We start from the raw sequence: 12855 nt of genomic DNA, 5'->3' as shown, positions 1-12855 counted from the left end.
GTTCGCTCCGTTATTGAATGACGCTGACATCGACGCCGCCCGGCACCGCCTGCGGCAGATACGCGTAGCCGGTGAAGGCGCGCAGATGGCCGCTCGAGAACACTACGAGATCGCTGTTCGACACCGCGAGCGGCACGCCGCGACGCGTCGCGCTGGCGGCGACGTAGACGTCGAACGATGCGCCGAGCATCGCCTTCAGATCGGGCAGCGTCGGGCCATCCCACGCGACGCCGAACACGATGCCGTTGGCCGCCACGAATTCGCGCACCTGGGTGCCGGACGGCAGCGTCAGCGTGTGCACCGAATAGGCGCCCTGTGCGCTGGCCGCATGAGCGATCGCGTGCAGGCGCGTCTGATCGCCGTCGACGGTGCTGGCGTTCTGGCCGAGCGTCGCGTGCGCGGCGAACGGCAACACGCAGCATGCCCCGAGCACTGCGCAGGCAATGCGGGTAAGAAGCTTCGGATTCAAGAGATTTCCTTCCCAGGTGAAAACGCGAAACGAGGGCGCACACCTGACCGGCTAGGCCGGGCTGCCTTCACGCCGGTTGGGCTGCGTGAATGCGTCTACGGAAAGGCGGGGCGAAACTTTAAGTCAGGGGAATGGCGCGCGGCAATCGTTTGCTGCGCGATTCGAGCCTTTGGAGGTTGCTGGATCGTTCGACTACGTTCGATCAGTGCGGACAAAAGTCTTTTGGCGACAATGCCTTGGTTTTCTTCTGATATTTAGAAGCAGCAGGCTGCGGAAATTTCGGTCGTCATGCGTAGAAGCTGTGAATCAGGGCAGCGTTTTTTTATCGATGTAGGCGTCTACCGAATAACGGGCAAAAAAATCGCGGAGGGCTTGACGGCCCTCCGCGACGCGGATCGTTTGCAACTCGCGGCGTGCGCTACTTCTTCTGCTGCTGAAGAAGCGACTTCAGTTCCTGCACATTCTCCTCTACGCGTTTCGCGATCACCGCATACGACTCCGCCTGCGTCTGATAGGCGGCTTGCGCGAGCTGCTGCATATCGGCGAGCGATTTGTGCAGGCTCTGCTGGATCAGCTCCGCGGTTTTGCTCGACGGCGCGGCGCCGGCCGCGGTGAGTTGCGCAGTCAGCGCCTGCAACTCGCCCAGCGTGCTGCGCAGCATCTCGGCCTGTTTCTGCGCGAGCGACTGCATCCCCTGGAATGCTGTCTGATTCGCCTGAACCAGCGCTTCCATGTCCTTGCGGCGTGCTTCCATGATGGCGGGTACGTCGAAGCCGGGGAGTTTGAACTGTTCCAGCATTTTGGTCAGATCGCCAAACGGATTGGCTGCATCGGGTCGGTCCATGCGAAATCCTCCTTGCGGTTGAAGACTCATCGCCTCTGCGCCGCCCGCACCAGGCGCGACGCCGATGCCGGCGGCTGCGTGTGCCGCGCGTGCCGCCACGGCGACGTGCTTTTGGGGGTCGCACGGCACATCGCAGCAATCATGCGCTATCCGGCTGCGTTGCGCCAGCGGCGCTCACCCTGACGCAAACGCGTGCGCGATGACGTGCGTCGCGTCGAGATGTATGCGCATGCTTCGAAAGGCTCGGAAAGTTACTGAATGGCTTTCGTAACCCGGTGGATCAGCGTGTCGACTATCGTTACGAGGAGCCGGTCCATCGTGGCGCCGGCGCTGTTTTCGCTGGGAGCGACATCATGAGAAAAGCAATCCTCAGCGCGGCCGTGGCCGCGGTTCTTGGCATCATCGCAACGGCCGCGCTTGCCGACGACGGCATGCCACCGCCCCCGCCCGCCGCGATGCACGACGGCGGTCCGCGCGGCGACGGGCCGCCGGGGCATGGTCCGATGATGGGTCATCCGAGTCCAGCTTTCGCGGTGATCAACGATCTCGAACAACTGCGCCGTCTGTATGCGCTGAGCGGCCGTCAAGGCGAGATCGTCGCGGTCTACCACGACGTGCTGAACAAGACCCAGGACCCGATGCTGCGTCACTACGTGTACGACTCGCTGGCGCGCGAGCAGCTGAAGCCCGCCAATCCCGAGCAAGCTATCGCGACACTGCGCACGAGTCTCGCCGAAGATCTCGCTATTGCGAACAAGGCGCCGCATGGCACGCCGCCGGGTGAGCCGGCGGCGCAAGCGCAATAAATCTTCATCGCGAGTTGCGAATGGAGCGCCCCGCCACGCGGCACTTTTTTTGCGCCGGAGCATGCGGGCGCAATCGAGCGATCGGTCCACCGCTGCCTCTCGCCGATAGGTGGAGCGCTCCCGCAGCCCCGCTACGTGCGGCTACGCGGGACTTCGTTGCCTGTCCCACATTGGCGCTTCACTGACGCTTTTCATCTTCCGTCAGGTGATTACGATAGGAGCTCCGCAACGTCAGGACAGGGTGAAGGAATGCGCTATCCAATGGACATGGCCATTGCCGCCGCCCTGCTCGTGTTCGTGCTGTGCTGCATCGTCAAGCTCGCTTTGAACTGATCGGCGGCCCGACGTCCGCGCCTTTTCTCTTCTTCATCCCGCTCCCCGCCGTTTCGTGTCGCGCGTCGCCGCGGCTCCTCGCGCTTCGCGCCTTCATGTCGCCGTGACATCGCTCGAAATAATTGTTGAATGGAGTTCGGCGGCCCGCTCGCCCATACTTCGTTCGCTGCCGGTGCGTGACGAATCACAGACGCATGAGATCGAAAGGCTTCACGTGCGAATCCCTTCGCCGATGATCGACGATCCCACGGTTGCCCGATCATCGGCGATGGACTCGAACCCACTGGCACCGCGTGCCGACGACAGGATCATCATGTTGACTTCAGTGAACTTCATCAAAAAGAACGCCGCCCGTTTCACCTGCATGGCACTCGTGTGCGGCAGCGCGCTGCTGAGCGGCTGCGCCGGCGCCAGCGTCACGAATCTGAGCGCGACGAGCACGTCCGCGACGGCCGGCGCAGGCACGCAGTCGACGATGCATCCTGACACGATCTACGTGTACACGTTCGATGCCGATCCGCAGCAGGTCAAGCTCGATAACAGCGGCATGCTGCAGAAACTGAAGACGCAGATGTCGGGTTCGTCGGACGCGCAGAAGCAGATTACCGATGCCACCAAGGTGCGCGAGCAGGTCGCCGACGAGATCGTCCATCAGCTGCAGGCGATGGGTCTGCACGCGGTGCGCACCGACGCGCCGGTGCCCGCCGGCCAGAACGTGCTGCTCGTGCAAGGCAGCTTCGAGACGATCGACGCCGGCAATCGCCGCCGCCGCACGCTGATCGGGCTCGGCGCGGGCAAGAGCGAGGTGAGCAGCGCGGTGCAGATCGTCTACCAACCCGCTGTGGGCGCGCCGCGCGTCGTGCAGAGCTTCACGGCCAACGCGGACAGCGGCAAGATGCCGGGCATGGTCGAAACCGCCGGAGTCGGCGCGGCGGCCGGCACCGTCGCGACCGCGGCAGCGGCCGGCGCGGGCCTGCACGGCGTGACCGAAACGAAGCGCGCGGGTGTGTCGGACGATGCAAAGCGCCTAGCCGATGCAGTCGCGAAACAGATCGCGCAGTTCGGTGTCGAAGCCGGCTGGATGCCGGCCGCGCGGAAGAGCTGAGCGATTGAGCGCGGCGGCTTGCGGGCCCGACTGAAAAGCACGGTCGACAAGCCCGGCGGTGTGGAGAGATGTCCACGCCGCCGCGTTTTTTGTCGACGCGAGCGCCGTCTTCATCCGCGCCACAGCCCTCGCAACAATGCGAGCAGCGCGGCAGGCGCGGTGCCCTTCTGGCAATAGCCGTCGAAATTGTGACGCTCGCGGCCGGTTTCCCTCACATGATCTTCGTCCAACGACGTGAACGCGACGATGCCGAGGCTGTGCGTCGGCAGATAGCGGCGCAGCGCGCTCGCCGTTTCGTAGCCATCGCGCTCCGGCATCATGATGTCGAGTACGACGACGTCGGGAACCCAGTTGCGCACGCAGCGCAGCGCCGCCGTGCAGCCGGTCGCGGCGCGCGCCTCGACGCCCTCGTAGGACAGCCAGGTGGCAAGCGCTTCGGCGGCGCTCTCGTTGTCGTCGACGACGAGCACGCGCGGCACGTCGTGCAATAGCTGGACCTCTCGGGCGCTCCATCTCTGGCAGGTAGTCGAATTTCGTGACATGTATGGCGGCCTGCGGTTAAACCTTTGGGCGGTAGCAAACGCTGTACCGTCCTCGCGGTGCCGTCAAACCCGCGCATCACGGCGTCATGACGCCATCAGAAACACCCACTTTTGCCATCTGTCCGGTAAATCGTCGCAGTTCTTCTGCAGTTCTCCCGCAGTTCTTCAATAAGAACGATTCGCATTTGAACGATAATCGTGCCGGGCGACTCGCATGCATGACTAAAACGCTGCCAGGCTTTCGGGCCTGGCAGCGTTTTAGCATTTACGCGCGAATTGAACGGCGTGGCGCCGTCCCGCGTCACTCGACCGGCGGCTCGCCTTCGGATTTCTTCTTCGGCCGCTGCGCATCGGCGGCGCGCTGCGGCAGCTTGCTCTTTTCGTTATCGCACTCTCAACTCAACACAAACAACACAACGCTCATGAATGTTCGGCGGACCGCTCGGTCTCGTTAGTGCCTGCGACGGCGGCCGGCGCACCGGCTGCCGCGCCCATCGTCACCAGCACACTGCATGTCACGCGATCGAGCAGCAGCCCGTCGTGCCGGCCACCCCACCATCGCGCGAGTCCGTGACTGCGGCGATGACCGACGACGACCAGATCGACCTTCAGATCGTTAGCGAAAAACGGAATCTCGTCGAGTGGTTCACCGATCGCGAGATGACCGGTCGCGCGAATTCCGCGCGCGGCGAGTTTCTGCAAGCCCTCGTTGAGCAGCGCTTTGGCGGATTCATTGATGAAATCGACCGGCACCGCGGACGTGATGTCCGCGCCCTGCATCCACGCCGTATTGTTGAGCACGGAAAGCAGGTGCACTTCCGCGTTCAGGTCTTGCGCGAGAGCGGCACCGTCCTTCAATGCGTGTTGTCCTTCGCGTGTTCCGTCGTAACAGAGAAGAATGCGCTTGAAGCTCGACATGAGAACCTCCTTGCGCCGCGCGGCAAGTCATCAATTAATTATATGTCAGTTCGTGACATATACCGCGCGACACCGATACATGCCCACGGGGTACGCGCGATGAATCTGCGTCGAGCCGAAGTATGGTCGGATCGGTGCGGATCGGTGTGTGGGGCCAGGCTGAAGGAGGTCGGGCGCGCGCTCGACTGTCTGCGATATGCGACAGATTTCGCGCGCCGCGTGGGGGTTGGAGAACTTTTTATATCATATTGAAATATAATCATGACCAGACTGTATTCGCGTTGCCAGGGTTTCCCCGGTAATGTCGGGCCCGGCATCATCGACTACTTTCCGCTCCTATCTTGTCCCGCTCTCCTGCTCTCGGCTGGCTTGCCAGCTTTCTCCCCGCACCGGTCACCGTGAAATGGCACGAGCGTGCGCGTTCGTGCCTCGGCGCGCTGCTCGGCATCGCGTTCACCGGCGGTCTGATGTATCTGCTGCTCGGTCCGGCTGCAAACATTCCGCTGCTGGTCGCGCCGATGGGCGCCTCCGCGGTGCTGCTGTTTGCCGTGCCCGCGAGCCCGCTCGCGCAGCCGTGGTCGATCATCGGCGGCAACCTCGTGTCCGCGACGGTCGGCGTGACCTGCGCGATGCTGATCGGCGATCCGACGCTGGCGGCCGCCCTCGCGGTGGCGCTGTCGATCTCCGGCATGTTCGCGCTGCGCTGCGTGCACCCGCCGTCGGGCGCGGTCGCGTTGACCGCGGTGCTGGGCGGCCCGGTCATTCATGCGCTCGGCTACCGCTTCGTGCTCGAACCGATCGCGATCCAGTCGGCCGCGCTGCTGTTCGCGGCGCTCGTCTATCACGCGGCAACCGGCCACCGCTACCCGCATGCGGGACGCCAGGACCGCGCGACGCCGAATCAGGCCGCCGACGAAGCCGCGCGCGTCGGCTTCACCCGCGACGACGTCAAAGCCGTGCTTCGACGCCGTGACGAAATGCTCGACATCGGCACCGACGACCTCTATTCGTTGCTGCGCGAAACGCAGCTACAGGCCTTCTCGCGCAGCTTCGACGAACTGCGCTGCGAAGACGTGATGTCGCGCCATGTCGTGTCGGTGTCGCCGGGCGCGCGCGCCGCTGCCGCATGGGAGCTGTTCAGGCGCCACAATGTGAAGGCGCTGCCGGTCGTCGATGTGAAGCAGAAGCTGCTCGGCATCGTCACGCGCGCCGATTTCGTCGACAGGAAAAGCTTCGGCGCGCTCGGTCCGATCCTGAACTACTTCGACGGCTGGCTGCGCGGCGATGCGCTTCGCACGTCGAACGTCGGCAGCTTGATGACCACCGACGTGTGCACCGTCGGCGCCTCCGATCCGATCACGGAACTGGTGCCGATGTTCGCTAACTACGGGCACCACCACGTGCCGGTGCTCGATCGCGGGGGGCGCGTGGTCGGCATGATCACGCAGGTGGACCTGATCTCCGGCCTGTACCGGCAGACCGCCACCCAAGCCCGCAAGGCGGCCTGATTTTCAGTTAAATGAGCAAGGAGACCTGCCGCGGGATGCCGTTGCCACGGCCGTAATCCACCTAAATACATCATGCCGTGATATATTTTCCGTTTCTTCACATCGGCGGATATCCCATGAAAGTACGGACTCGCAAGCTCGTCAAGAGCGATTTCGAGCAGTTGTCGGAGTTTCGCTACCAGATGCGGCGCTTCGAGCGCTTCTCGGAGCAGGCCGCGCAGAACGAGGGCATCACGCCGTTGCAATACCTGTTGTTGCTGCATATCAAGGGCTATCCCGAGCGCGACTGGGCGACCGTCGGCGAACTCGCGGAGCGTCTGCAGGCGCAACATCACGGCGTCGTCGCACTGGTATCGCGCTGCGAGGCACTGAGTCTCGTGCGCCGCCAGGTCAGCGAAACCGATCGTCGCCAGGTTGAAGTACACATCGAAAAAGCGGGAGAACGGGTACTCGAGCGGCTCGCGGAACTGCATCGCGCCGAATTGAGATCGCTCGAAGGCTCCTTCCAGATTCCTCAGATCGATCTCGACTAACCATGAGCATGGATTCCCACAAGCGCGACTTCGCGGCGAATGCACGGCTGCCCGGCATTTTCGCGCTCGCCGCGTGCATCGGCCTCGTCAGCACGTTTGCCGCTTTTGTTCTGCTGAACCTGATTCACCTGTTCACCAACCTGTTTTTCTTCGGCACGCTGTCGTTCGTCGACCGCTCGCCCGCCGCCAATACGCTCGGCATCTGGGTGATCGGCGTGCCGGTGATCGGCGGCTTGATCGTTGGACTGATGGCGCGCTTCGGCTCCGAAAAAATTCGTGGCCACGGCATTCCCGAGGCGATCGAAGCGATCCTGTTCGGCAAGAGCAAGATGTCGCCGAAAGTGGCGGTGCTCAAGCCGTTGTCGTCGGGCATCGTGATCGGCAGCGGCGGGCCGTTCGGCGCGGAAGGCCCGATCATCATGACCGGCGGCGCGCTCGGCTCGCTGATCGCGCAGTGCGTGAAGGTCACGTCGGCGGAGCGCAAGACGCTGCTCGTGGCCGGCGCCGCGGCCGGCATGACCGCGGTGTTCGGCACGCCGCTCGCGGCCGTGCTGCTCGCGGTCGAGCTGCTGCTGTTCGAATGGCGCCCTCGCAGCTTCCTGCCGGTCGCGGTGGCCTGCGCGGTCGCCGGCTTCGCTCGCGCGATTTTCTTCGGTACAGGTCCGCTGTTTCCGCTGCAGACCGCCGCGCCCGATGGCTGGTCCCTGCTGTCGTGCGCGGTCGCTGGCGTGTTGTCGGGCGCGCTTGCGTCCGGCCTGTCCGCCGCGCTCTACAAAGTGGAAGACTTGTTCGGCAAGCTGCCGATCCACTGGATGTGGTGGCCCGCGCTAGGCGGCGTCGTCGTCGGCATTGGCGGCTGGCTCGAACCGCGCGCGCTCGGCGTCGGTTACGACGTGATCGGCGATTTGCTGCATCAGCATATTGCGGTGCAAGTCGCGCTTTTGCTGCTCACCGTGAAGGCTGTGATGTGGGTCATCGCGCTCGGCTCGGGCACGTCGGGCGGTGTGCTCGCACCGCTGTTGATGCTCGGCGCCGGACTCGGCACGGTGCTCGCGCACTGGCTGCCGGGCAGCGAGCCGGCGCTGTGGCCGCTCGTCTGCATGGCCGCGACGCTTGGCGCCACGCTCGGCGCGCCGCTCACGGCCATCGTGTTCGCGTTCGGCCTCACGCACGACGCCAACGCGCTGCTGCCTCTGCTGACCGCAACGCTGATCGCGCACGGCTTCTCCACGGTGGTGATGCGGCGCTCGATCATGACCGAGAAAATCGCGCGACGCGGTTATCACATCTATCGCGAGTACGGCGTCGATCCGCTCGAGCGCCACTATGTCGACGAAGTGATGACCGCCTCGGTCGAATCGGTCGATGCCGCCACGACGGTCGGCGCAACGCTGCAGACGCTGTTCGGCGCGAACCAGCTGCACCGCGCGTATCCGGTGGTGCGCGACGGCGCGGTGATCGGCGTGGCCGACCGCCCGTTGCTCGAACGCTTCTGCACCGAGGACACGGAGCGCAAGCGCGCGATGACCCTCGCCGACGTGTTCGCGCAGCACAACACCGCATTCGCGTTGTCATCCGAAACCTGCCGGCTCGTGGCGACGCGGCTCGCCGTGCTGGGACTCGAACGCCTGCCGGTGGTCGCCGATGGCAACAGCATGCGTCTGATCGGAATCGTGTCGCGCAGCGATCTGATCAAGCCGTCGCTCGTTCACTTCGAAGAGGAACACAAACGCGAGCGGTTCCGTCGTATCGGGCCGTCGCTCGGCAAGCGGCGCTTCGCGCCGGTTCGTAAAACCAGCTAAAAGACCGCTGCAATAGTCAAAGGCCGAGCCCCGCGAGGGCCTCGGCCTTTTTTGTTCGCGCATGCAGCTATTTGCCCGCGCCACGCGGCTCGACGCAACCCAGCACGAGCGTGTCGCCCGATTTCGCGCCCGGACCCAGCGCCGCGGTATGAAAGTCCGCGTGGTCGCAATGCCATTCGGCGTGGAAGTCGCGTGGGCATGCCAGCGTCGTGCCGCCTTTGTGCAGGCCGGGCAACGAGTAATCGCAGGTTTCCCGTCCGTTGCAATGACGCTCGAGCTCGCGAGTCAGGTTGCCGCGCGGCGCGCCGCAATTCCCGCCATAGGTGCCCGATACGATCGTGATCGCGCGCATGGGCGCGTCGGCGTTGGCAGACACCATGAATACACCGCTTGCTAGCGCCAGCACGGCAGGAGGGATTCCACTGAGGAAAATCCGTCCGCGCGGTGAAGTTTCCATCGGCTTGGTCACTTTTCACCTCCGTTCCCGCTACAGGCGACGCTGAACCGAAACGCGCCGCCTATAGCCAGGTATAGAGGAAAGAGCCAAACGCCGCCCCACAAAAACCCGTGCCTACAGGCAATCGCGGCAAAACCCGTTATTCGAGCGCCTTGTCGTTCGGCTGCGCGTAAAGCTGCTTCAGCGAATCGCTCATCGGAAAGTCGAAGCTGATGTTCTTCGGCGGCACCGGCTTGACGAACCAACGGTCGTACATCGTGTGGATTTCGGGTCCTTTCATCACCTGTTCGAGCGTGTCGTCGACGAGCTTTCTGAACTCGGGATCGTCGCGGCGCAACATGAAGCCGTACGCTTCCGACGATTGCGGCGTGCCGGTGATGATCCAGTCCGACGGCTTGGCGGTCAGCGTGCGCGTGCCGGCCAGCAGCACGTCATCCATCATGTACGCGACGGCACGGCCGCTTTCGAGCGTGAGGCGCCCTTCGCCGTAATCCTTCGCGCTGATGATCTGCATGTTCATCTTCTTGTCTTCGTTCATCTTGCGCAGGATGCGCTCGGACGTCGTGCCTTGGTTGGTCACCACCGTCTTGCCCGCGAGATCCGGGAAGTCCTTGATGCCGGAGTCCTTGCGCGTCAGAAGACGTGTCGTCGCGACGAAGAACGTGTCGCCGAAGCTCACCTGGCTCTGGCGCGCGGCGAGATTGGTCGTCACGCCGCATTCGAGATCGACCGTGCCGTTCTGTACGAGCGGGATGCGATTCTGCGAGGTGACCGGGATGAAGCGAACCTTGAGGTCCGGACGCTTCGTTTTCGTTTTCACCGCATCGATGATCTTGTTGCACAAGTCCTGCGAAAAGCCGATCACTTCGTTGTTCGCATCGACGTAGGAAAACGGCACCGAGGTCTCGCGATGGCCAATCGCGATCACGCCGCTTTGCTGGATCTTCGCGAGCGTGGACGTCGTGTCCTGCGCGAACGCGGCAGTACTCACCGCTGTTGCCGCCACGAGCACGGCGACAGCGGACCAATTCATCACTTTCATAGGTTTCTCCGATCGTTCTGCAGGTTCCTGATGGATGGCGGGCTGCTGTGCCAGCCGTCTACATATGTTGCCATTAAAAAAATACTTGCAACATATGTTAACTACCGAGTGTCGACACGCCGTGCAACGGCGTTGTCCGCTCATCAATTCACCATAGATCCGTACCGGACACCCTTTTCAAAACCGTACAGGTACTGTACCGGGACCTATCGCTAGAATGAGCTTCACCGTTTCTGTTGGCGACACCGGAGCCCATCCCCCCATGTCTTTCGTCACTCTCAGCGCGCTGCCCGCCGGCATTCTGTTCGCGCTCGTCACCTCGATCACGCCCGGTCCGAACAACACGATGCTGCTCGCATCGGGCGTCAATTTCGGCTTTCGCCGCACGCTGCCGCATCTGTCCGGCATCAGCGTCGGCGTGGTGCTGTTGATGTTGTCGGTCGGCGTGGGCCTCGGCGAAGCGTTCGTGCACTTTCCCGTGCTGTACACGGTGCTCGAAGCCGTCAGCGTCGCTTATCTGCTGTATCTGGCGTGGAAGATCGGCACGTCGGGCGAGCTCAAGCTCAGGAACGGCGAACGGCGCCCGATGCGCTTTCATGAAGCAATCGCGTTTCAGTGGGTCAATCCGAAGGCGTGGATGATGGTGCTGACCGCCGCGACGACGATTCATCTGAGCAACAGCTTCGGCATGAACGCCGTTGCAATGGCCGCGGTGTTCTATGTGATCGGCTTTCCGTGCATCTGCGTGTGGGCTGGTTTCGGCACGGCGATGCGCGAGGTGCTGTCGAACCCGAAACGGCTGCGCGTCTTCAACGTCGCGATGGCGCTGCTGCTCGTGGGGTCGCTGTATCCGATCGCGCTGAAGCTGTTCGGGCACGGCGGCTGAGCGTCCGACGCGCCGCCGCGTCTACCACGCCCCCTGCCCGACCCGCTCGATGAAGCGCCACAACGCGTCGTCGGTCGAATACGGCGCGTTGAAGCGGAACCACGCGCTCGGCGCGTCGTCGGGACGGAAGTAGGAGCCCGGCGCGAGCCAGATGCCATGCGCGAGCGCGGCGGTCGCGACCTCGGCGGCGTGCTCCGCTTCGATCGGCAGACGCGCCAGCATGAAGAGCCCCGCGCGCGGCCGATGAAACACCTCGAGCCCGAGCGCGTCGAGCCGTTCTTCGAGTGCCACGTGCGCGAGCTTCAGCCGCTCGTTGACCATCTCGACATGGCGCGCGTAACGCCCTTCCACCAGCACCTTGTCGACGATCCGCTCGATCGTTTCCGACGACGTCAGTCCCACCGCCATCTTCGTGCGCGCGAGCTCGCGCAGCACCGCCTGCTCGGCCACCACGTAGCCGCAGCGCAGCGACGGCGTCACCGTCTTCGAAAAGCCGCCGACGTGCAACACGCGCTGCAAGCCCTCCATCGCCGCCAGCAGCGGCGCGCCGGCCGGCGCGAGTTCGCGGCTCACGTCGTCCTCGATGACCCAGATGCGTTCGCGCTCGGCGATCTGCAGCAAGCGGAACGCGGCCGACATGCCGAAGGTCGCGCCGGTCGGATTCTGCAGCGTGGTGTTGACGAAGATCGCCTTCGGCTTGTGCCGCGCGACCAGCGTTTCGAGAACCTCAGTATCGACGCCGGCCGGCGTGCGCGGCACGCCATGCACGACCAGCCCGGCGAGCTTCAGGATCTGCAGCAGGTTGCAGTAGCCGGGGTCCTCGACGATGACCGCATCGCCTGCGCGCAGCAGCGTGCGCACGATCAGATCGAGTCCCTGCGTCGCGCCCTGCGTGAGCAGCACGTTCGCGACGTCGACCGGCAGCCCGCGCCGATCGAGTTGTTCGGCGATGCGCTCGCGCAGCGGCGCGAAGCCGTACGGATGGCCGTAGTCGCCGAGACGCGCGGCCGGCACCCGGCTCAGCGCACGCAGCGAGTGCTGCAGGCCGCTCTCGTTGGTCCATTCGCTCGGCAGCCAGCCGCAGCCCGCCTTGATCGGCACCGAGTGATCGGCGAACACGTCGGACAGCAGCCATGTCGCGGTCAGGCTCGGCGGCGTCCAATCGGCGACAGCCGCGCGCGCGGACGGCGAGCGCGCCGCCACCCGATAGCCGGAGCCACGCCGCGCGACCACGAGCCCCATCGACACGAGCCGGTTGTACGCCTCGGTCACCGTGAAGGTGCTCAGCGCGTGGCTTTGCGCAAGCTGCCGCACCGACGGCAGCAGCGCGCCGGCGCGCAGCGATTGCGCATCGATCGCGCGCGCGAAGCCTTGCACGACCTGTTCGACGAGCGTCGGCGCCGCACGCCGGTCGCGTTGAAGGTCCAGTTCGATCATGTTTTGGGCGAAAAATCTAGAAAAAAAGACCAAGCGTGGACCGCCCCGCCTACCGGGACAGTTCGCGCGAATCCACCAGCACAGTTGGCACCACACTTCGTCAACTGTTTATGCCGCCATTAAACCGCGAGGACTACAGTTTGGCTACGCTCAAAGCCCTCAACCGACACCCA

Annotated in this window: 13 protein-coding genes; 6 read left to right on the top strand and 7 right to left on the bottom strand. The window is 64.1% G+C overall.

Going from position 1 to position 12855, the window contains the following annotated elements; all coding sequences use genetic code 11:
• Positions 1–10: 10 nt before the first annotated feature.
• The gene (locus AB3X94_RS26585) at positions 11–469 is read right to left on the bottom strand and encodes a DUF2844 domain-containing protein (protein ID WP_368613157.1); all 459 of its coding nucleotides are present in this window, start codon (positions 467–469) and stop codon (positions 11–13) included.
• A 418-nt stretch (positions 470–887) separates the two neighbouring features.
• Positions 888–1313, bottom strand: coding sequence for a phasin family protein (gene phaP / locus AB3X94_RS26580; protein WP_176106651.1), 426 nt, complete (start codon positions 1311–1313; stop codon positions 888–890).
• Between the two features lie 353 nt (positions 1314–1666).
• Here phaP and AB3X94_RS26575 point away from each other — a divergent pair, with 353 nt between their 5' ends.
• Together AB3X94_RS26575 and AB3X94_RS26570 are read left to right on the top strand one after the other, a co-directional pair.
• On the top strand, positions 1667–2119 hold the full coding sequence (locus tag AB3X94_RS26575) for a hypothetical protein (RefSeq protein ID WP_176106652.1): 453 nt from the start codon (positions 1667–1669) through the stop codon (positions 2117–2119).
• A 646-nt stretch (positions 2120–2765) separates the two neighbouring features.
• Positions 2766–3557 (top strand): DUF4410 domain-containing protein, encoded by a 792-nt coding sequence (locus tag AB3X94_RS26570; RefSeq protein WP_176106653.1) that lies wholly within the window; start codon positions 2766–2768, stop codon positions 3555–3557.
• A gap of 110 nt (positions 3558–3667) precedes the next feature.
• Here the strand turns inward: AB3X94_RS26570 and AB3X94_RS26565 are convergent, their stop codons facing one another.
• Positions 3668–4099: a response regulator gene (locus AB3X94_RS26565; RefSeq protein WP_176106654.1), complete on the bottom strand. Its 432-nt coding sequence runs from the start codon at positions 4097–4099 to the stop codon at positions 3668–3670.
• 420 nt (positions 4100–4519) lie between these two features.
• Positions 4520–5017, bottom strand: a complete 498-nt coding sequence (locus AB3X94_RS26560; protein ID WP_368613156.1) for a universal stress protein — start codon at positions 5015–5017, stop codon at positions 4520–4522.
• A gap of 341 nt (positions 5018–5358) precedes the next feature.
• Here AB3X94_RS26560 and AB3X94_RS26555 point away from each other — a divergent pair, with 341 nt between their 5' ends.
• From AB3X94_RS26555 to AB3X94_RS26545, 3 genes are all read left to right on the top strand, one after another.
• The gene (locus AB3X94_RS26555) at positions 5359–6525 is read left to right on the top strand and encodes an HPP family protein (protein WP_176106656.1); all 1167 of its coding nucleotides are present in this window, start codon (positions 5359–5361) and stop codon (positions 6523–6525) included.
• Between the two features lie 116 nt (positions 6526–6641).
• Positions 6642–7058 carry a MarR family winged helix-turn-helix transcriptional regulator gene (locus AB3X94_RS26550; protein ID WP_176106657.1) on the top strand — a complete coding sequence of 139 codons (417 nt, stop codon included), beginning with the start codon at positions 6642–6644 and terminating at the stop codon, positions 7056–7058.
• A gap of 2 nt (positions 7059–7060) precedes the next feature.
• Complete coding sequence (locus AB3X94_RS26545) at positions 7061–8860, top strand: chloride channel protein (protein WP_368613155.1); 1800 nt, start codon at positions 7061–7063, stop codon at positions 8858–8860.
• A 67-nt stretch (positions 8861–8927) separates the two neighbouring features.
• Here the strand turns inward: AB3X94_RS26545 and AB3X94_RS26540 are convergent, their stop codons facing one another.
• Both AB3X94_RS26540 and AB3X94_RS26535 read right to left on the bottom strand, forming a co-directional pair.
• Entirely contained in the window at positions 8928–9329 is a 402-nt protein-coding gene (locus tag AB3X94_RS26540; RefSeq protein WP_368613154.1) for a hypothetical protein, read from the bottom strand.
• A 127-nt stretch (positions 9330–9456) separates the two neighbouring features.
• Positions 9457–10359, bottom strand: coding sequence for a glutamate/aspartate ABC transporter substrate-binding protein (locus AB3X94_RS26535; protein WP_176106660.1), 903 nt, complete (start codon positions 10357–10359; stop codon positions 9457–9459).
• Between the two features lie 262 nt (positions 10360–10621).
• Here AB3X94_RS26535 and AB3X94_RS26530 point away from each other — a divergent pair, with 262 nt between their 5' ends.
• Positions 10622–11245, top strand: a complete 624-nt coding sequence (locus AB3X94_RS26530) for a LysE family translocator (protein ID WP_176106661.1) — start codon at positions 10622–10624, stop codon at positions 11243–11245.
• 21 nt (positions 11246–11266) lie between these two features.
• Here the strand turns inward: AB3X94_RS26530 and AB3X94_RS26525 are convergent, their stop codons facing one another.
• On the bottom strand, positions 11267–12682 hold the full coding sequence (locus AB3X94_RS26525; RefSeq protein ID WP_368598121.1) for a PLP-dependent aminotransferase family protein: 1416 nt from the start codon (positions 12680–12682) through the stop codon (positions 11267–11269).
• Positions 12683–12855: the final 173 nt, after the last annotated feature.

Source organism: Paraburkholderia sp. BR10923 (genome assembly GCF_040948765.1).
GTDB lineage: Bacteria > Pseudomonadota > Gammaproteobacteria > Burkholderiales > Burkholderiaceae > Paraburkholderia > Paraburkholderia youngii.
The sequence above is the reverse complement of the archived record's forward strand: the minus strand, read 5'-3'. Positions and strand labels throughout refer to the sequence as shown.